This window comes from Pseudonocardia sp. (assembly GCF_025465255.1).
Taxonomy (GTDB): domain Bacteria; phylum Actinomycetota; class Actinomycetes; order Mycobacteriales; family Pseudonocardiaceae; genus Pseudonocardia.
In genome coordinates this window covers 1-20,074 of record NZ_JAODNI010000158.1, presented here as the reverse complement: position 1 = coordinate 20,074, position 20,074 = coordinate 1, and the positions used below count along the sequence as shown (strand labels likewise).

Sequence of the window (20,074 nt, the reverse complement as noted above, 5' to 3'; positions counted from 1 at the left end):
GTCGTCGACGCGGGGGTCCGCGAGCAGCTCCTCGAGCGAGACGGGCAGCGGGAGCCGCCAGTTCGGGTACTCGTCGACGGTTCCGGGCAGGTTGGGCTGGCGGACCTCGCCGATCACGTCGTAGGGCGCGGCGAGGACGAGCCGGCAGGCGCTGCGGGCGAGCAGGGCGTGCATCGCGGCGACGATCTGCTCCTCCGGGGCGTCGGCGGACCCGAGGACGCCCTCGTCGATCATCAGCTGGATCAGCTCGGCCCGTTCGGCCGCGGCCTTGGCCTCCTCGGCCGGCACGTCGTCCAGCAGGCCGAGCTCGGCCCGGATCCGCACGTGCTCGCCCCGCAGGAACCCCGACGCCGTCGGCAGGTCGTGCGTGGAGATCGTCGCGACCGCCTGCTCCGGCCATTCCCGGGGCGGCATCAGCGCGTCGTCCCGTTCGGGGTCGCGGGCGAACCACAGGACCGTCGAGCCGAGCATGTTCCGCTCGGCCAGCGCCTCGGTCACCTCCGGCTCGACGGTCCCGAGGTCCTCGCCGACGACCAGGGCCCCGGCCCGGGAGGCCTCGAGCGTGAGCACGGCGAGCATGGTCTCGGCGTCGTAGTGCACGTAGGTCCCGCGGTCCGCGCTGCGGCCCGGCGGCACCCACCAGAGCCGGAAGAGCCCGGCGACGTGGTCGATGCGCAGCCCGTCGGCATGGCTGAGCAGGGCCCGCAGCATGTCCCGGTAGGCGGCGTAGCCGGTCTCGGCGAGCCGGTCCGGGCGCCACGGCGGCAGCCCCCACGCCTGTCCGCGCTGGTTGAAGGCGTCCGGCGGGGCGCCGACCGTCACGTCGAGGGCGAGGACGTCCTGCAGCGCCCAGGCGTCCGCGCCCTCGGGGTCGACGCCGACGGCCAGGTCGTGGATCACGCCGAGGGACATCCCGGAGCCCCGGGCGGCATACCGGGCGGCGGCGAGCTGACCCGCGACCTGCTGCTGCACCCAGCCGTGGAACGCGACGCGCGGCGCGAGGTCCTTGCGCGCGGCCGCGGCCGCGTCGGAGCCGGGGTGGCGGAGCTCCTCGGGCCACAGGCTCCAGCGGCCGCCGAAGCGCTCGGCCAGGGCGCAGTACGTCGCGAAGTCGATCAGCCCGGGCTCGTCCCGGGGTTCGGGCCGGCCGGCCGAACGCCAGAGCAGCTCGAGCGCCGAGCGCTTCGCGGCCCAGACGCGGTCGTGGGCGATGCGGTCCCCGGTGGTCTCCGGCTTGAGCGCGTCGACCTCGGCGCGGATCGAGGGGTCGGCGACGGCGTAGGCGTCGAGGTCGGTGACGCGCAGCGCGAGCGGCGTGGCGAACCGGCGGCTCGACGGCGTGTAAGGCGAGGGCTGGACGGGCGGGACCGGCGTGATGGCGTGCAGCGGGTTCAGCAGCACCGCCGCCGCGCCGTGCTCGCGGCCCGCGTGCGTGACGAACTCGCGAAGGTCACCGAGATCCCCGATGCCCCAGGAGGCCTTCGAGTGCAGGGCGTAGAGCTGCAGCATCCAGCCCCAGGACCGCGGCGGTTCGGGCAGCGCCGGGGGTGCGACGACGACGGTGACCTCCTGGTCCGCGGTCTCCAGCCGGTACCAGCCGGCATCCAGTCCGGCGGGGAGCTCGCCGTCGACGTCGCGCCGGATGCCGTCCTCCGCGACCAGCACGCCGCTGCCGGGCAGCGGGCGGGAGGTGGTCGTGCGGAGCGCGATCGTCCCGGGCAGCCGCCCCGCCGCCGCGCGTTCCCGGGCCGCCCGCAGCGCCTCCCGGCGCGCCTCCGGGGTGCTCGCGTCGACCTCCAGCAGGCCGAGCACCTCGACGACCACCTCGTCGTCGACGGTCACCGGCCGCCGGTCGCCGTCGTTGTACCCCGCGGCGACGCCGTACGCCGCCGCCAGCTCGGCCAGTTCCTGATCCACGTGCCCGTCCTTCGTCCGGAGGTGTCGTCGAATGCTTCCCCATCGCGCTCGTTCCGACACCGCGGGCCGCACGGGATCACGTCGAGGTGATCGGGACACGCCGTGCTGAGCAGCGCGGATGCGGCTCGGGCCGACACGCCGCGTACGGGTCGCCGGGCCGGGTTGCGGGGGTGCCGGGTGCTACGGTTCGCCGACGAGCCACGGTGGTGTGGGCGTGTCCGTGACCTGCCGCGCGTCGACGGCGAACGGCCGTCCGCGAGCACCGTCGCCCCCGGTGCCGACGGGTGTCGTCGTCCGCCGGGCTCGAAGGATCGTCTGGCGAGGAGAGAGCCGAGATGAGCACGCTGGCCCTGGTCGGTCTGATTCTCCTGTTGCTCGTGGTCGTGGGTGTCGTCGCGGCCGTCGTGCTGCTGCGCGGCCGGGCCGCGGGCGAGAGCACCGCCCCGTCCGCCGACCCCGCCGGAACCCCGCGGACCGTCGCGGACCTGCTGCGCCACCGCGCGAGCTCCGCGATCGTGGAGCAGCCCGCCGCCGTGCCGGGGACGGTCGACGAGCCGGACGAGCGCCCCACCGCGGCCGTCGCGGTGCCGGACGAGCCGGGCCCGGTCGAGGCCGCCGACGCGGGCGAGGCTTCCGTCGGCGAGAGCACCGACGTCGTCGCGGACCACGGGACCTCCGAGGAGCCCGCCGCCCCCGCCGAGGAGGACGAGCCGAGCCGTGAGCGCGTCGCCGCGCTCGCCGACGTCGACGCCGGGCCGGTCGGCCCGCCCTGGTCCCGCGGGTTCGTCGACGGCAAGCCGGTCGAGTCCGCGCCGCTGTCCTCCCGCCGCGCCGGCCGCCCGCTGCAGCGGCGACCGGAGCCGCGCGCGGACCGCCGCGCCGCGGTGGATCCCGAACTGGTCGCCCGCGTGACCTCGGTGCAGCCGCTGCTGGCCCCGCACGCCGGCGCCGACGGGACGACCGTCGGCCGGGGGATCGTCAGCCCGGCCGTGGCCGAGGCCGTCGCGCGGGCGGAGGCGGCCCACCGGGACGCGGCGAAGGCGGAGGAGCGGGCGGAGGCGCAGGCGTCGGAGCGCAGCCGGACGCCCGAGGACATGCCGGCACCGGCCGACCGGAGCACGGAGGTCTCCGAGGACCTGTCGGCGCAGGCCGCCGAGGGCCCCGGGAACTCGTCCGAGCTCGAGTCGTATCCGGCCCCGGCCCACGACCGGGCCGGGGCCCCGAGCAGCGTCGACGTCCCTGCCACGGAGGAGGGCCAGGTCACGGCCGCCTCCGAGGCGTCCGACCCGCCGAGCGTCGTCCCGTCCCCGCGGGAGCCCCGGACCCAGGACGAGCGGTCCCCGGAGGAGCGGCTCCGCGAGGCCCAGCCGTCCCGGCCGATGCTCATGGCGATCGCGGGCGGAGCGCTCGGCGCCGCTGCCCTCGGTGTGGTCCGGGCATCGGCGGAGAAGCGCGCCGAGCAGGACACCGACGGCGACCCGAACACCCTGCCGCTGGTCAGGCTGCACGCGGTCCCCTCGGCGCCCACCGGCACGCAGGCGACGACGGGCGGACACGATGCCGACGAGGACCGGGACCGGGCCCCGTCGGACGTGGACCTCACGGACGGGCCGGTCGACGGTACCGGCCCGGTCGCGGTCACCGCGCCCACCGGCGGAACCGGCGACGCCGCGGGCCCCGGCGCGGCGCCGGTCGACGAGCCGGTCATGATGGCGGCCCAGCCCGCCGGGAGCCCGGCGGCGGAGACCGAGGAGCCGACTGTGATGGAGGCGAACCCCGCCGGGGCCCCGCAGGCAGAGCCCGACGAGCCGAGCTCCGCGCCCGCCACCGATCTCGACGGCGCCAACGGCCCCGCCGGCGCCGAGGTCCCCGACCACCGCGCCGCCGAGCACGCGGCCGTCGATCTCGCGCTCCTGCGCACCCTCGGCTTCGCCGACCCCAACCCGCGCCCGGGGGCGATCCCGGTCGTCGACATGTCCGGGCTGGAGGACGACGCGGACATCGACGAGGCCCGCGGCGCCGAGGCCAACCCCGTCCGCTTCCACGTGGTCCGCCGTGATGGCATGCCCGTCGTCGACGCCGGGGTGACCCTGCTCGACGCCCGGGGTCGCGAGGCGGCCGGTGCCGCCAGCGACGTCGAGGGCCGGGGCGTCGTCCTCGCCCCGCATCCCGGCGCGTTCGTGCTCGTCAGCTCGGCGCGGGGGCACCAGCCCGGGGTCACGGCGCTGACCGTCGGGGCCGAGCCGCTGGATGTCGAGGTGCTGCTGACCCGCTCCGGTTCGATCGTGGGCGTGGTCCGCGGGCCGGGATCCACGCCGGTCGGCGCGGCGTCGGTGACGCTGCTGCAGGACGGCGAGCTGGTCGCGGCCACCGAGTCCGGTGCCACCGGCGCCTATCGCTTCGACGACCTCGCCGCCGGCGAGTACACGCTCACGGCGATGGCCGCGCAGCACGTCCCCGCCGTCGGCACCGTCCGGTTGCCGGAGGAGACCGAGGTCGAGCAGGACGTCGAGCTGGCCCGGGCGGAGCCCGCCGCCACCCTCCCCACGACCGGATCGGTGGCCACCTCGACGCAGGCCGGCTAGGAATGGCCGCGGTGGACGTGCGGCGGCCCGAGGGTCGTCTCCCCGGTTCCGGCGGCGTCGAGCTGTTCTGGCAGGGCTGGCTCCCCGGCCGGGCAGCCGACGACACGGGTGGGCCCACCGGCGTGGTGTTGATCAGTCACGGCATCGGCGAGCACTCCGGCCGCTACGGCGGCGTCGCGGACACCCTCACCCCGGACGGCTGGGCCGTCTACGGGCTGGACCACCGCGGGCACGGGCGCTCCGAGGGCCGCCGGGTCCACGCGGCCTACCCGGACCTGCTCGCGGACCTCGAGACCTTCCGCGCGCAGATGACGGCGCGCCATGCGGGCCTGCCGGTGTTCCTGCTGGGGCACAGCATGGGCGGGCAGCTCGCGCTGGCCTACGCCCTCGAGCACCAGGACGCCCTTGCCGGCCTGGTGCTCTCCGCGCCCGCGCTGACCAACGAGGTCGTGCCGCCGCGGATGGTCCCGCTGCTGAGCCGCCTGGCGAGGCTGGTGCCGCTGCTGCGTCCGGCCGGGATCGACGCGACGACGATCAGCAAGGACCCCGCCATCGTCGCCGCGTACCGGGCGGACCCGCTGGTGCACACCGGGAACCCGACGCTGGCGCTCGGCGCGGGGCTGTTCGCGCAGATGGACACGCTGGTGGAGCGGTCGCGCACGTTGCGGATCCCGCTGCTCCTGCAGCACGGGAGCGCAGACCGGCTCGTCGCGTCGGAGGGCACGCGGAGGCTCGAGGCCGCCCAGGGTTCCGACGACGTCACCGTGCGCTGGTACGAGGGCCTCTGGCACGAGATCTACAACGAGCCGGAACGCGAGCGTCCCCTCGCCGACCTGCGGGAATGGCTCGCCGCGCACCGCTGACGGCGCCTACCGCACGACGGCGGGCGCCATGTCGAACGCGACGTGGTCGATCACCGTCGTGAGCAGCGGCCGCCGGGGGAGCCCGAGCTCGCGGAGCTGCGCCGCCATCGGGTGCCGGGCACCGAGATCCACGGTCGCGCCGAGGCCGACGCGGACACCGCTCACGCTCGCCGTCACCGGGCTCGCCAGGACCGCTCCGTCGCGCGGGGCGAGGGCCGTGACCGCACCGGGGATCGTGAACGGGATCCGGAGCGGCAACGCGGAGATCACGGCGGTGAGCACGTGCTCCGCGCCCTCGTCGAGCCGGCAGGTGCCGCGGCGGCCGGAGATCGACAGGTCCGCACGGCCGAGCCACTTCGGCAGACCCCACAGCGCGCGCCCCGCCTCGAGCGTGAACTCCTCGGTGACCGGGAGCTGGAGGATGTGCAGGCCGATCTTGCCGTGATGCAATGCGGGGAGCGCGGTCGCGACCTCGGAGTAGATGCCGAGATCGTTCACCCGGTAGTCGATCAGGGCGAGGAACAGCAGCGTGCGCCCCGCGACGGACACCGGTTCGAGCCCGGTGCCGGCGAGCTGGGCACGCGCCCGGTCGGCCCGCACCATGTAGGTCGCGCAGGCGGCCGCAGCGTCGTGGATGCGGACGGGGAATGTGACCCGGTGTCCCCGGATCTCCCAGCTGCCGTCTTCGAGCGGGATGGCCACGACGTGCATCCTGCACCTGTCCGGCGGGTCCGGCGAACGCACCGCCGGTGCCCGGCGGGTCACGGCGTGCCCGGCGGCCCCGGACCTGGCAGGCTGGAAGGGGACGAGTCGACGCGTCGCGTCGGAGGATGGGCGGTTGCACGGTGAACGAACGGGCGGTGTCGGGCTCTCCCGTGCCCGGCGGCACCGTCCGCGACCTGATGTCCGACGCCCGGTTCCCGCTCGGCCCCGCCCGTGACTGGCCCGTCGAGCTGCGGTCCGCCGTCGAGATCATGCTCGGCGCCCGGCACCCGCTGGTGATCTGCTGGGGCCCCGAGCTCAGGTTCCTCTACAACGACGCGTTCGTACCCGGCGCGGGCGGCAAGCACCCGGACGCACTCGGCGGGCCGTGCGCCGAGGTCTGGCCGGAGATCTGGGACCGCATCGGCCCCGCGTTGCAGCAGGTCCTGGACACCGGCGAGCCCGTGTTCCGCGAGGACGACCGGCTCGTCATGAACCGCAACGGCCGCCCCGAGGAGACGTACTGGCGGTACTCCTACAGCCCGATCCGCAGCGCCGACGGCACGCGCGTGCTCGGCATCTTCAACGTGACCGCCGAAACCACCGCCCAGGTGCTCGGCACCCGCCGGATGCGGCTGCTGGGACGCCTCGGCGAGGTCTCCCGGGACGTCCGGACGACGCCCGAGGCGCTCGCCGGGATCGCGGCCATCCTCGCGGAGGCGAGTGAGGACGTCGCGTTCGCGCTCTTCACGACGGGCGAGGGCGACGGGCAGCGGCTCGTGGCCTCGGCCGGCCTCGACGACCCGGAGCCGGTGGCCGCGGCCGTGCGCCCGCCGGCCACCCCGCCCCCCGGCGGTCCGGTCGTCGAGGAGCTGGCCGAGCCTGTCGTCGGCCGGGGCCCGAACCCCGTCGGACGCGTGGTGCGCACCGTGCTGCCCGGGACCCAGGGCTCCCCGTCGGTCGGCCTGGTGCTCGGTGTGCCGCCGCTGCTGCCGGCGGACGACGACCACCTGTCGTTCCTGCGGCTCGTCCTCGGCCACGTCGGCACCGCGGTCGCGGCCGCGCGCACCCACTCCGACGAGCGGGGCCGGCTCGAGGCGATGGTCGCGCGGGACCGGTCGAAGACCGAGTTCTTCACCGGCGTCAGCCACGAGTTCCGCACGCCGTTGTCGCTGATCCTGGGCCCGTTGGACCATCTGCGGCACTCGGCGGATGCGGAGGTCCGCCAGGGTGCGGAGATGGCGCACCGCAACGCCCAGCGCATGGTCAAGCTCGTCAACAGCCTGCTCGACGTGTCCCGGCTCGAGGCCGGGCGCAGCGACGCCGGGTTCGCGCCCGTCGACCTCGGGACCCTGAGCGGGGAGCTGGCCGGGCTGTTCCGGGAGGCGACCGAACGGGCCGGGCTGCGGCTCGACGTCGACTGCCCGCCGTCGGAGCGTCCGGTCTGGGTGGACCAGGACATGTGGGAGAAGGTCGTCCTCAACCTGCTCAGCAACGCCGTGAAGTTCACCTTCACCGGCGGGATCTCGGTGAGCACGCGGATCGAGGGCGAGGAGGCCGTGCTGCGGCTGGCGGACACCGGCACCGGTGTCCCGGCCGCCGAGCTCCCGCACCTGTTCGAGAGGTTCCACCGGGTGCGCGGCGCCCGGGCCCGCTCGCACGAGGGCAGCGGGATCGGGCTGGCGCTGGTCCGTCAGCTCGTCGAGGTGCACAGCGGGACGGTCGAGGTGACCAGCACCCCGGAGGTCGGCACCACGTTCACCGTGCGGCTGCCGCTCGGGTTCGCGCACCTGCCCGTCGAGAGCATCGGGTCGGCGCGCACGCCGGCCACGCCGCGGCCCAGCCCCGCGACGGCCGAGCCGTTCCTCGCCGAGGCGCTGCGTTGGGTGCCCGGCGGGAGCACCGACGAGGCCGGGCCGGACCTCGCCGCGACCGTCGACGCCGTCGGGGCCGGCGGCCGCAGCCGCGTCCTCGTCGCGGACGACGACGCGGACATGCGGAACTACCTGCAGCAGCTGCTCTCCGAGAACTGGGTGGTGCAGGCCGTCGCGGACGGCCGGCAGGCGCTCGAGGCGGCGCGCGCGGACCCGCCGGACCTGGTCGTCGCGGACGTGATGATGCCCGGCCTCGACGGGATCGGGCTGCTCCGTGCGCTGCGCACCGACGCCCGCACCGCGGGCCTGCCCGTCGTGCTGCTGTCCGCCCGCGCCGGCGAGGAGGCCGCCGTCGAGGGCCTCGACGCGGGCGCGGACGACTACCTCGTCAAGCCGTTCTCGGCGCGCGAGCTGCTCGCCCGGGTCGCCAACCACCTGCAGCTCGGCCGCGTCCGGCGGGCCGCGGAGCTGCGGTTCCGCGCGATGGCGGACTCCACCCCGGCCCTGATCTGGGTGGACGACGCCGGCGGGCACCGGATCTTCGTCAACCGCGGCTGGCTGGACTTCACCGGGGTCACGGACCCGGCCGGCGAGCTGGGCCTGGAATGGCGCGAACGCATCCATCCCGAGGACCGCGAGCGGTACCGGACGGTCGTCGAGGCGGCGTCCCGGGCCGGCGCACCGTTCGAGGTCGAGTACCGCCTGCGCGATGCGGACGGCCGTTACCGCTGGGTCCTGGACCGCGGGACGTCCGTGGGCGGGGACCGCTCCGCGGGCTACATCGGCGGCTGCCTGGACATCGACGCCCAGCACGTCGAGCGCCGCCGGCACCGCGTCTTCGCGCGGCTCGGGGACGTGCTGGACCGCGAGCTGACCAGGGTGGACCGGCTGCACGCGCTGGCGCGGACGCTCGTCGACGAGGGTCTGACGGACGCGGCCCGCGTGTACGAGGGCGGCGCCGAGTCGCCGGTCGTCCTACGCGCCGTCGCCGCTCCCGACCCGGCCATCGAGGCGGACCTGTGGCCGCTGAGCGGTCCGCCCGCGCTGACCGAGCACGGCGACGCCAGAGAAACGTTCCGGCTCGGGCCCGACGAGATGCGCGCGGCGCTCGACGGCATCCCGCCGGAGGACGCCGCGGTCTGGCGGCGGCTCAGGGCACACTCTGCCCTCATCGTCCCGCTCCGGGCCCGGGGTGCCTGGCTCGGAGTGATCGGTGCGGTGCGCCTCGGGGACACGCCGGCCTTCGACGACGCGGACGTCGACATGGTCACCGAGATCGCCCGCCGGGCCGGGGTCGCGGTGGACAACGCGCGCCTGCTCGAGCTGGAGCGGTCCAGCGCGCAGCGGCTCGGCCTGCTGCACCGTGCGACCGCGGAGATGTCCGCGGCGGCGACCCCGACCGAGGTCGCCCGGATCGCGACGAACCACGTGGTCGCGCTGCTGGGCGCGCCGATGGCGGGCACGTTCGAGCTGCGCGGCGAGCTGATGGAGCCGCTGGCCACACACGGGTGGCAAAGCGACGTGGCCACGACCGTCCCGCTCACCGAACCGCTGGCCAGCCGGGACGCGGTCGAACACCGCACCGCGGTCTGGCTCCGGGACGCCGGCGAGTGCCGGGAGCGGTACCCGGCCGCCGCGAAGTACCTGGAGGACGGCGGCCCGGAGGCGGCCTGCTGGCTGCCGCTGGTCGTCGGGGACCGGGTGCTCGGGCTGATCGGGGTCGCGTTCCACGACCGGCGGGAGTTCCCCGAGACGGACCGCGAGGCGGCGCTGGCCGTCGCGGAACTGGCCGCGCAGGCCCTGGACCGCTCGTTCCTGCTCACCGCGGAGACGGACGGGCGCCGGTTGGCCGAGCGCCTCGGCGCCGTCGCGACCGCCCTGTCGCGGGCCACGGACCTGGACGCCGTCGCCGCCGTGATCGTCGCGCACGGCATGTCCGCGGTCGAGGCGGAGGCCCTGGTCGTCATGGCCGCGGACGACGAGGGCGTGCTGCACCCGCTCGCCGCGGACGGCTGGGACGCCCCCGGGTCGCCGCTCGCCCCGGACGCCACGCACCCGCTCGCGCGCGTGGTACGGACGGGGCAGCCGATCTGGCTGGCGCAGAACCCGCCCGAGCCCTTCCCCGCGCACACCGCCGTCCCGCTGCTGGTGGGGGGCCGGGCGATCGGGACCGTCGGGTTGCGGTTCGCCGAGCCACCGAGCTTCACCCCGGAACGTCGCGGCTTCGTCCTGACGTTGGCCAGCCAGTGCGCGCAGGCCGTGGTGCGGGCGCGGCTGCACCAGGCCGAGCACGAGGTCGCGGTGACCCTGCAGCGGAGCCTGCTCCCCCAGCGGTTGCCGGACCTGGACCGGCTCGCGATCGCCACCCGCTACAAGCCGGGCACCGAGGGCACGGAGGCCGGCGGTGACTGGTTCGACGTGCTGGACCTGGACCACGACCGGGTCGCACTGGTCGTCGGGGACGTGGTGGGGCGCGGGCCGTCCGCCGCCGCCGTCATGGGGCAGCTGCGGAGCGCCCTTGCCGCGAACCTGGTCAACGGCCAGTCCCCGGCGTCGGCTCTCGAGCAGCTCGACCTGTTCGCCCGGCGCGTCGAGGGCGCCCGGGCCAGCACCGTGGCCTGCGCGGTCGTGGACTGCGCGACCGGTGAGCTGGTCTACGCCTGCGCCGGGCATCCGCCGCCGCTGGCCGCGGGCCGCGACGGCGGGGTCCGGCTCCTCGACCAGGGCCGCGGCACGCCCCTCGGGGTCTCCGGCCGGCCGCCCTTCGTCGAGTCGACGACCCGGATCGAGATCGGCGAGACGATCCTGCTCTGCTCCGACGGGCTCTTCGAACGCCGCACCGAGGTGATCGACGACGGCCTGGCCCGGCTCGTCGAGACGTTCGGCCCGCTGGCGCACGTGCAGCCGCGGGACATGGTGGACACCCTGCTGGACCGGATGCTCGCCGGGTCGGGGGCGCCGGACGACACCGCCGTCGTCGTCGCCCGGTTGCTGCCGTTGCCGCTGCACGAACGCCTGCCCGCGGACGCCGAGCGGCTCGCCCCGCTGCGCCGCCGGGTCACCGCCTGGAGCAAGGACTGCGGGCTGGACGCCGACGCCGTCACGGACCTGCAGCTCGCGCTCGGCGAGGCGGTGACCAACGCCGTCGAGCACGCCTACCTGGGCGGACAGGCCGAACCCGCGGACGAGGCGGTCGACGTCGTGCTGCGGGTGCTGGAGGACGGCGCGGTGGACGTGCGGGTCACGGACCGCGGGGTGTGGCGCCCGCCGCCGGAGGACCCCGGCTACCGCGGCCGTGGGCTCGCGCTGATCCGTGAGCTCGCCCACGACGTCCGGGTCGAGCCGGGGGAGAGCGGGACCGTCGTGCGGTTCCGGGTGCCGCCGGCGCCGGTCGAGCACCCGCTGGCCCTGCCCGGGACGGCGCTCGGGGCCGACGGCGCGGAGGCGCCGGCCGAGGGGCCCGCGCGGTTGCGCCGGTGGGCGGACGAGCACACGGTGCGCCTGCACGTCGACGGCGACCTGGACCTCGCGGGCGTCGCGGCCGTGCGGTCGGACCTGCTCGCCGAGCTGGACGGGGGCCGGACGCTCACCCTCACCCTCGACTCCGACTCGTACGTGAGCAGCGCCGGGATCGCGCTGCTGTCGGAGGTGGCGCAGCGGGCCCGCGCGGCAGGGGGCGAGCTGACGGTCGTGACGCCGTCGGACAGCCCGTCGCGGCGGATCCTGGTGCTCGCCGGGCTGGACACCGTGATCGGGCTCTCGGCGGGTCCCCGGGGCGAGGACGGTTAGCCCTGTCGGACATTTGGTCCTGGTGGGTTCCCCCGCTCCCGGCGGCTGGGACCGGGTGGCACCGGCGGCCCGCAGTGTGCTCAGATGAGGGCATGCGTCCGCTCTGGAACCTCGGCCCCATCTGGGAGTCGCGGCGTGCGGACCACTTCGACCAGTGGTGTCGACGGGCGAGCTGACCTTCTCCCCCTCATCGCTCGCAGCACGTCCCCCTGGAGTACGTCCCGTGTCCCTGCACGCCGCGCGCGCCGTCGCGCCCACACCGCTCGACCTGACCGACCTCACGGACCTCACCCGCCGCGTCGCCGCCGAGGTGCTGGCCGGCGAGCACGAGGTGCACGTCGACCCCGAGAACCGGTGGTACCGGCGCCTCGTGGGCGACGACTACGTCGACGTCTGGCTGATCAGCTGGGCCCGGGAGAAGGCCGCGGAGCTGCACGACCACGCGGGCTCGCTCGGCGCGCTGACCGTCGTCTCCGGGGAGCTGCTCGAGCAGCGCTGGGTCGCCGGGACCCCCGGACGTCCCGCCGGTCTGCGCGAGCGGACCCTGCACGCCGGCCGGGGCGCGACCTTCCCGCTCGGGCACGTGCACGAGGTCGTCAACACCTCGGACACACCTGCGATCAGCGTCCACGCCTACTCGCCGCCGCTCACCGCGATGTCCTACTACGCGGTCGAGGAGGGCCCGGCCGAGCAGGGCTCCCGGCTACGGCGCCTCCGCAGCGAGCTGACGACGGGCGAGCCCGAGCCGTTGCCGGCGGAGTCCACCTCGCTGAGCGGGGCGACGACGGCATGAGCCGCACGATCGCCGAGGTGCTGGCCGACGCCCGGGCCCGGCTGGACCGGGTCGGCCCCGAGCGCGCCGCGGAGCTGCACGAGCAGGGGGCCGTCCTCGTGGACACCCGGCCGCAGTGGCAGCGGGACGACGAGGGTGCGATCCCGGGGGCCCTGATCATCGAGCGCAACCACGTCGAGTGGCGGCTCGACCCGTCGTCGGACGCGAAGATCCTGGAGGCGACGGACCACGACGTCACCTGGATCCTGTTCTGCTCCGAGGGCTACAGCTCCAGCCTGGCGGCGGCGAGCCTGCAGGAACTGGGCCTGCACAAGGCCACGGACCTCGACGGCGGCTTCAAGGCCTGGGCCGCCGCCGGCCTCCCCACCACCCCCTGAACCCCGCGAGTCGGGTCTCGCACCGCGCGAGTCGGGGTCCCGGCGGAGACCGGGTCTGATCCGGTCAGTGCTCGTAGAGCCGGTCGTAGGCGTCCCTCGCCGTCCCGCTCTGCACCCGGTCCTGCGCAATCGCCCACCGCCGGGTCTCCCGGTCGACGGCGACCGTCGTCCGGCCCTTCCCGTCCTCGTCGCCGAGATGGATCAGCAGGGTGTGGCCGTCGTGCTCCACCCGGAGGCGGTGGTCGGGATTCCCCAGCTCCTGCAGCACGCGAACCGGTGGATCGGTGCCCGGCGCGACGAACGACGTCCACCGGCTCCGACGTGGTCGCGGCAGCCGGGTCACGACGTCGCCGGCCCCCGGGCCGGCGGCCGCGCGAGAGCGACTCGCGGGGCGAGCACGTCGCCAGGCCGGCGTGCGTGGCGCGGAGCTCCCGCTTGAGGATCTTGCCGCTCGGGTTCTTCGGCAGCTCGTCCACGATCACGACGTACTTCGGCGCCTTGAACGCCGCCAGCCGCTCGCGGGTGTGCGCGATGATCTCCGCGGGTTCGGTGCCCGCGCCCTCCCGCAGCACCACGGCCGCGGCGACGGCCTCGATCCACTCCGGATGCTTCACGCCGAACACCGCGACCTCCGAGACGGCCGGGTGCTCGTAGATCGCGTCCTCCACCTCGCGGCTCGCGACGTTCTCGCCGCCGGTGATGATGATGTCCTTCTTGCGGTCCACGATCGTCAGGTAGCCGTCGGCGTCCATCACGCCGAGATCGCCACTGTGGAACCAGCCGTTCCGGAACGCCTCGGCGGTCGCCTCCGGCTTGCCCCAGTAGCCGCGCATCGCGTGCGGCGTCCGGTGCACGATCTCGCCGACCTGCCCGGCGGGCACCGGCTCGTCGTTCTCGTCGTGCAACCGGGTCTCGACGTTCAGGCTCGGCCGCCCCGCGCTGCCCGCCCTGCTGATCTGCTCCTCCGGGAAGAGCACGGTCGCGTTGGGGGCGAGCTCGGTCTGCCCGTAGTAGTTGAAGAGCCGGATCCCCGGTAGCCGCTCGCCCAGCTCGGTCAGCACCGCGACGGGCATGATCGCCGCGCCGTAGTAGCCCTTGACCAGCGACGACAGGTCGTACCTCTCGAACGCGGGGGAGCGCAGCAGCCGGATCCAGACCGTCGGCGGGCAGAACATCTTGGTGATCCGTTCGCGTTCGACCGTGGACAGGATCGTCTCCGGATCGGGCGAGTCGACGATCACGCTGGTCGCGCCGAGGTAGACGTCCGGGGTGAGGAAGTCGTGCAGGGCCGCGCAGTGGTAGAGCGGCAGGGCGTGCAGCTCGACGTCGTCGCGGTGGTACTCGCCGTCGACGATGTCGCTGACGTACTGGGCGATCAGGTTGCGGCTCGTCATGATCGCGCCCTTGGGCGCCGAGGTCGTGCCGCTGGTGTAGAGCAGTTGGACGGGGTCGTCGTCGCCGATCTCGACGTCCGGCTCGGTGTCGTCGGGGTGGGCCAGCAGGTCGGCGAACCCGGTCCAGCCGTCCGCCACGCCGACGACGATCCCGGTCCCGACCGGCACCTCGGCGGCCTCGAACGTCGCGATCAGCGCCTCCTCGACGATCGCCGCACTCGCCCCGCTGTCCGCCAGGGCGTACCGCACCTCGCCCGGCGTGAAGTTGAAGTTCACCGGCACCGAGATCGCGCCGATCCGGGCGAGCGCGAAGTACGCGACGACGAACTCGTAGGAGTTGTGGGAGAAGATCGCGACCCGCTGCCCCCGCTCGACGCCCCGGGCCGCCAGCGCGTTCGCCACGCGGTTGGCGTCGGAGTCGAGCTCGGCGAACGTGCGCCGGGTGTCCCGGTGCACGATCGCGAGCTTGCCGCCGTGCTTCTTCGCGGTCCGGGCGAGCAGCGAGCCGATGCTCTGCCGTCGGGCGCGGGCGACGTCCGCGGTGTAGGGCGGCAGGTACTTGTCGAGATCGTCGGTCATCCGGGCTCCTCGTCGAGCGGGGTCTGCCGGATCAGTAGAACCCGGCGAGCGCCCGGACGGAACAGCACGACCAGCAGGAGCCGGACCGCGACTCGCGCGTTCGCAGGCCCCGACTCGCGGGATGATCACGGGGCTAGGCGAAGGCGCCGATGCCCGTGACGTCCTTGCCGACGATCAGGGTCTGGATGGTCTCCGTGCCCTCGAAGGTGTGGATCGCCTCGATGTCCGCCCAGTGCCGGACGACGTGGTGCTCCAGCAGGATCCCGTTGCCGCCCAGGAGGTCCCGGGCCTCGGAGAGGAGACGCCGGGCGGTCTTCGTGTTGTGCATCTTCGCGAGCCCGGCGACCGTCGGGGAGAGCCGTCCCGCCTCGCCGAGCCGGCCGATCTGCATGCAGTAGAGCTGCATGGACGTCAGGTCCGCCAGCATGTTCACCAGCTTCTCCTGCACGATCTGGAAGGACGCCAGCGGCTTGCCGAACTGCTTCCGCTCCATCGCGTAGCGCAGCGCGGCGTCGTACCCGGCCGTCGCGTGGCCGAGGGCCATCCACGCGCAGATCCCGCGCGTGTTGGCCAGGACCTTGGCGCAGTCCGCGAAGGTCTGCGCGTGGACCAGCCGGTTCTCGTCCGGGACCCGCACGCCGGTGAGCGTGATGTCCGCCTGCCACACCGAGCGCAGGGACACCTTCCCACCGATCACCGTGGCCGCATAGCCCTCCGCCGGCGTCTCGACGACGAAGCCGAGCACCTCGCCGGAGTCCGTGTCCCGGGCCCAGACGATGACCAGGTCCGCGATCGTCCCGTTGCCGATCCAGCGCTTCTCGCCGTCGAGGATCCAGTGGTCGCCGTCGCGGCGGGCGGTGGTCTCAAGCGCGACGGAGTCCGAGCCGTGGTCCGGCTCGGTGAGGGCGAACGCGCCGACCTTGTCCAGTGCGGACATCGCGGGGAGCCAGCGCTGCTTCTGCTCCTCCGAGCCGCACATCGCGATCGACTGCATCGCCAGCCCGGCGTGCACCCCGAGGAACGTGCCCAGCGACCCGTCGCCGCGGTGCAGCTCCATGTGCACGAGCCCGCAGGCGAGCGGGCTCATCGCGGCGGCGCCGTACCCCTGGATCGTCTCGCCGACGATGCCAAGCTCCGGCAACCGGCGGAAGAGGTGCCAGGGCAGCTCGGCCTTCTCCCAGTAGTCCCCGATGTCGTCGAGCACCTCGGCGTCGACGAACTTGCGGACGGTGGCGAACCGCTTCCACTGCTCATCGGTGAACTGCTCGCGGACGGAGAAGAAGTCCGTCCCGAGCGCCTCGCCGAGATGCTCGTACCCCGTGTCGACCATGGCCACCCCCGTCGCGTCCGATCAGCCTGACACGACCGGTGGTCGCGCGCCGGACGAACGACGATCGTCCCGGCCCGCGGGGGTCAGAGGCGGGGCAGGTCGTCGATCGCCTTCTGGATGCGCTTGATCGAGATCGGGTAGCGGGTCTTCATCGGGTGGGCGTAGAGGCTGACCCGGAGCTCCTCGATCATCCAGCGGATCTCGGTGAGCCCCGGTGACGGGTCGACACAGGGCGGGAGCGCGGCCAGCTCGGCGCGGTACTCGTCCGCGACGATCCGGACCTGCGCGGTCCACTGCGCGTCCCGGGCGACGTCGACGCGGAGCTTGTCGATCCGCAGTTCGATCGCCTGCAGGTAGCGGGTGAGGTCCGCGAGCCGGGTCGCGCCCGCCTGTGTGGCGAACCCGGGCCCGACGAGCGCGTCGAGCTGGGCGCGGATGTCCGCGACCCCGTCCCGCAACGCCGGCGCCCGCAGGTCCCCGAGCGCGGCCTGGACGGTGTGCCACCGGTCGAGCACCCCGCGGACGGCGTTCAGGACCTGCGTCGTGGTGGCCACCAGGCGTTCCCGGGTGAGGTCCCGGACCCGCTCGTAGGCCGCGGCGTCGAACGGCGGGCCGCCCGCGCGCGTCACGATGTGCTCGATCGCGCAGGTCGTGCAGTCCTCGAGCAGCGCAGGGACGCCGCCGTGCGGATTGCGCGCCAGCGTCAGCTTCGCCGCGTTGTCCAGGCTGCGCTGCACGTGCTTGTTCGGCGACGGCGTCTCCAGCAGGAGCAGCCGCCGCACCCCGCGCCGGTGGGCCGCATCGCGCTCGGCGGCGGTCGCGAACACCCGGACGTCGATGGACGTGCCGCGGTCCACGAGCCCCGGGAACCCGGTGACGACGTGGGCGCCCCGGCGGATCGCGTGCTCGCGCGGCAGGTCGCCGAAGGACCAGGACGTCAGCCCGAACCGCTCGATGTCGCTCCCGGCGGCGGCCAGCTCCTCGCGGACCTTCGGCGCCAGCTCGCGGCGCAGCGCCTCGAGATCGGTGCCGCGGGTGATCTCGTGGCCCTTCTCGTCGAGGACGCGGAAGGTGACGGTGAGGTGCTGTGGCAGCCGGTCCAGCTCCCAGGCCTCGCGCGGGATGTCGACGTTCCGTAGCCGGCCGAGCTCGCGCTCCAGCCCGTCGAGCAACGGTTCGTCGCCCGCCCGGAGCCGGGACAGCACGGCGCGGGCGTGGTCCGGGGCCGGCGCGAACAGGCGGCGGAGGTTCTTGGGCAGCGTCTTGATCAGCGCCGTCACGAGCTCCTCGCGCAGCCCGGGCACGAGCCAGGTGAAGGGCGTCGGGTCGACCTGGTGCAGCGCGGCCACCGGGACGTCGACGGTCACGCCGTCCGTCACGTGGCCGGGCTCGAACGCGTACGACAGCGGCAGCGTCAGCCCACCGGCCGCGACGTGGTCCGGGTAGGCCTCGCGGTTGACCCCGCGGGCGGCCTCGGTCGCCAGCATCTCCTCGGTGTAGTCCAGGAGGTCCGGGTTGCGCCGGGTCTCCTTCTTCCACCACGAGTCGAAGTGCCGCCCGGACACGACGTGCGCCGGGATCCGCTCCTCGTAGAACGCGACGAGCGTCTCCTCGTCCACCACCAGGTCGCGGCGGCGGGCGCGATGCTCCAGCTCCTCGACGTCGGAGAGCAGCTCGCGGTTCGCCCGGAAGAACCGGTGCCGGGTCTCCCAGTCGCCCTCGACCAGCGCGTGGCGGATGAACAGCTCGCGGGACGTCTCGGGGTCGATCCGCCCGAAGTCCACGGTCCGGTTCGCGACGACCGGGACGCCGTGCAGCGTCACGCGTTCGGTTGCGACGGCCGAACCGCGCTTGCGGGACCAGTGCGGCTCCGAGTACGTCTTCTTGACGAGATGTCCGGCGAGCGGCTCGATCCACTCCGGCTGGATGCGCGCGGCGGTCCGCGCCCACAGCCGGGACGTCTCGACGAGCTCCGCGGCCATCACCCAGCGCGGCTGCTTCTTCGCGAGCGCCGAGCCGGGCCAGATCATGAACTTCGCGTTCCGCGCGCCGAGGTACTCCTTGCCGCGGCGGTCCTTCGGATTGGCCTTCTCCGCCGTCGGGTCGAGCAGGCCGACCTGCGACAGCAGGCCGGACAGCAACGCCTGGTGGATGCGGTCCCCGTCGGGCGTCACGTCGTTTGTGGTCATGCCCGCCGAACGGGCCGCCTGACGGAGCTGGCCGTGCAGGTCCCACCACTCGCGGATCCGCATGTAGTGCAGGAACTCGTCGCGCAGCTGCCGGCGGAACCTGCTGCCGGACAACGCCTCCCGCTGCTCGGCGACGTAGTCCCAGAGCTGGAGGTAGGCGAGGAAGTCCGAGCCGTCCTCACTGAACCGGGCGTGCTTCTCGTCCGCGGCCTGGCGCTGTTCGGTGGGTCGCTCGCGCGGGTCCTGGACGGACAGCGCGGCGGCGATCACGAGGACCTCGCGCAGGCAGCCGGTCTTGTCCGCCTCGACGAGCATCCGGCCGAGCCGCGGGTCCACGGGCAGCCGGGACAGGGAACGGCCGACCGCCGTCAGGGCGCCGTCGTCGACCGCGCCGAGCTCGTGGAGCAGGGCGAGGCCGTCGTTCACCGCGCGCGGGTCCGGCGGTTCGACGAACGGGAACTCGGAGATCTCGCCGAGCTCCAGCGCGATCATCTGCAGCACGACCGACGCGAGGTTGGTGCGCAGGATCTCCGGCTCGGTGAACTCCGGGCGGGCGTCGAAGTCGTCCTCGGCGTAGAGGCGGATGCAGATGCCGTCGCTGGTACGACCACACCGGCCGGCGCGCTGGTTCGCCGACGCCTGGGAGACCTTCTCGATCGGCAGCCGCTGCACCTTCAGCCGTCGTGAGTAACGGGAGATGCGGGCGGTGCCGGTGTCGATCACGTAGCGGATGCCGGGAACGGTCAACGACGTCTCGGCGACGTTCGTGGCCAGCACGATCCGGTTCCCCGCGTGGGGCGAGAACACGCGCTGCTGCTCGGCCGTCGACAGACGGGCGTAGAGGGGGATGACCTCGGTGTTGCGGAAGTCGCGCTTGCCGAGGGCATCGGCGGCGTCCCGGATCTCCCGCTCGCCGGGCAGGAACACGAGGACGTCCCCGGGGCCCTCGCGCTGCAGTTCGGTGACGGCGTCCGCGATCGCGTCGAGCTCCTCGCGGTCCGGGTCGGCGTCCGGGTCGTCGGGGTCGACGACGGGCCGGTACCGGATCTCCACGGGGAACGAGCGACCGGAGACCTCGACGATCGGTGCCGGCTTCTCCGGCGTGCCGAAGTGCGCGGCGAACCGCTCGGGGTCGATCGTCGCCGACGTGATGATGACCTTGAGGTCGGGACGGAGGGGAAGCAGCTGGGTGAGGTAACCCAGGATGAAGTCGATGTTGAGGCTGCGTTCGTGCGCCTCGTCGATGATCAGCGTGTCGTACTTGCGCAGCATCCGGTCGCCGGTCAGCTCCGCGAGGAGAATGCCGTCCGTCATCAGCTTGACCATCGTGCGGTCGCCGACCTGGTCGGTGAACCGCACCTTCCAGCCGACGACGTCGCCGAGCTCGGTGCCGAGCTCCTCGGCGATGCGGGCGGCGACGGTGCGCGCGGCGAGCCGCCGGGGCTGGGTGTGACCGATCATGCCCTCGACGCCGCGGCCCAGCTCGAGGCAGATCTTGGGGATCTGCGTGGTCTTCCCGGAGCCGGTCTCGCCGGCGACGATCACGACCTGGTTGTCCCGGATCGCGGCGGCGATGTCCTCGCGGCGCGCGCTGACCGGCAGGGTCGGGGGGTAGGAGATCGACGGGACGGCCGCGCGGCGGCGGTGGACGCGCGCGGCCTCGGCGGCGGCGCGCGCGGCGC

General features: G+C 74.3%; 10 protein-coding genes. 5 read left to right on the top strand and 5 right to left on the bottom strand.

Annotation, left to right across the window (positions count from 1 at the left end; all coding sequences use genetic code 11):
- The coding region (gene malQ, locus JWP64_RS19135) for a 4-alpha-glucanotransferase (RefSeq protein WP_297499067.1) at positions 1-1,917 on the bottom strand (1,917 nt) is incomplete at its 3' end.
- Between the two features lie 335 nt (positions 1,918-2,252).
- On the opposite strand from malQ, the gene JWP64_RS19130 reads away from it, so the two are divergent.
- Both JWP64_RS19130 and JWP64_RS19125 read left to right on the top strand, forming a co-directional pair.
- Entirely contained in the window at positions 2,253-4,502 is a 2,250-nt protein-coding gene (locus JWP64_RS19130; protein ID WP_297499065.1) for a carboxypeptidase regulatory-like domain-containing protein, read from the top strand.
- A gap of 2 nt (positions 4,503-4,504) precedes the next feature.
- Positions 4,505-5,365, top strand: a complete 861-nt coding sequence (locus JWP64_RS19125) for an alpha/beta hydrolase (RefSeq protein WP_297499063.1) — start codon at positions 4,505-4,507, stop codon at positions 5,363-5,365.
- 6 nt (positions 5,366-5,371) lie between these two features.
- Here JWP64_RS19125 and JWP64_RS19120 read toward each other — a convergent pair whose 3' ends face one another.
- Positions 5,372-6,076 (bottom strand): acetoacetate decarboxylase family protein, encoded by a 705-nt coding sequence (locus tag JWP64_RS19120; protein WP_297499061.1) that lies wholly within the window; start codon positions 6,074-6,076, stop codon positions 5,372-5,374.
- Between the two features lie 149 nt (positions 6,077-6,225).
- Between JWP64_RS19120 and JWP64_RS19115 the strand changes: the two genes are divergently transcribed.
- From JWP64_RS19115 to JWP64_RS19105, 3 genes are all read left to right on the top strand, one after another.
- The gene (locus JWP64_RS19115; RefSeq protein ID WP_297499046.1) at positions 6,226-11,730 is read left to right on the top strand and encodes a SpoIIE family protein phosphatase; all 5,505 of its coding nucleotides are present in this window, start codon (positions 6,226-6,228) and stop codon (positions 11,728-11,730) included.
- 223 nt (positions 11,731-11,953) lie between these two features.
- Positions 11,954-12,523 carry a cysteine dioxygenase family protein gene (locus JWP64_RS19110; protein ID WP_297499044.1) on the top strand — a complete coding sequence of 190 codons (570 nt, stop codon included), beginning with the start codon at positions 11,954-11,956 and terminating at the stop codon, positions 12,521-12,523.
- Positions 12,520-12,900 carry a rhodanese-like domain-containing protein gene (locus tag JWP64_RS19105; protein ID WP_297499042.1) on the top strand — a complete coding sequence of 127 codons (381 nt, stop codon included), beginning with the start codon at positions 12,520-12,522 and terminating at the stop codon, positions 12,898-12,900. Before JWP64_RS19110 ends, JWP64_RS19105 begins: the two co-directional genes overlap by 4 nt.
- On the opposite strand, the gene JWP64_RS19100 is transcribed toward JWP64_RS19105, so the two are convergent.
- The 3 genes from JWP64_RS19100 to hrpA form a co-directional block, all read right to left on the bottom strand.
- Positions 12,786-14,873: a fatty acyl-CoA synthetase gene (locus JWP64_RS19100; RefSeq protein ID WP_297499041.1), complete on the bottom strand. Its 2,088-nt coding sequence runs from the start codon at positions 14,871-14,873 to the stop codon at positions 12,786-12,788. The genes JWP64_RS19105 and JWP64_RS19100 overlap by 115 nt on opposite strands.
- Before the next feature lie 133 nt (positions 14,874-15,006).
- Positions 15,007-16,203: an acyl-CoA dehydrogenase family protein gene (locus tag JWP64_RS19095; protein WP_297499038.1), complete on the bottom strand. Its 1,197-nt coding sequence runs from the start codon at positions 16,201-16,203 to the stop codon at positions 15,007-15,009.
- A gap of 83 nt (positions 16,204-16,286) precedes the next feature.
- Positions 16,287-20,074 (bottom strand): ATP-dependent RNA helicase HrpA (hrpA, locus tag JWP64_RS19090; RefSeq protein ID WP_297499037.1); only part of this gene is annotated, 3,788 nt, incomplete at its 5' end.

Excerpts from the sequence above, each read along its gene's own strand:
- JWP64_RS19130 (WP_297499065.1), top strand. The coding sequence starts at position 2,253 with ATGAGCACGCTGGCCCTGGTCGGTCTGATTCTCCTGTTGCTCGTGGTC.
- JWP64_RS19125 (WP_297499063.1), top strand. The coding sequence starts at position 4,505 with ATGGCCGCGGTGGACGTGCGGCGGCCCGAGGGTCGTCTCCCCGGTTCC.
- JWP64_RS19120 (WP_297499061.1), bottom strand. The coding sequence starts at position 6,076 with ATGCACGTCGTGGCCATCCCGCTCGAAGACGGCAGCTGGGAGATCCGG.
- JWP64_RS19105 (WP_297499042.1), top strand. The coding sequence starts at position 12,520 with ATGAGCCGCACGATCGCCGAGGTGCTGGCCGACGCCCGGGCCCGGCTG.
- JWP64_RS19100 (WP_297499041.1), bottom strand. The coding sequence starts at position 14,873 with ATGACCGACGATCTCGACAAGTACCTGCCGCCCTACACCGCGGACGTC.
- JWP64_RS19095 (WP_297499038.1), bottom strand. The coding sequence starts at position 16,203 with ATGGTCGACACGGGGTACGAGCATCTCGGCGAGGCGCTCGGGACGGAC.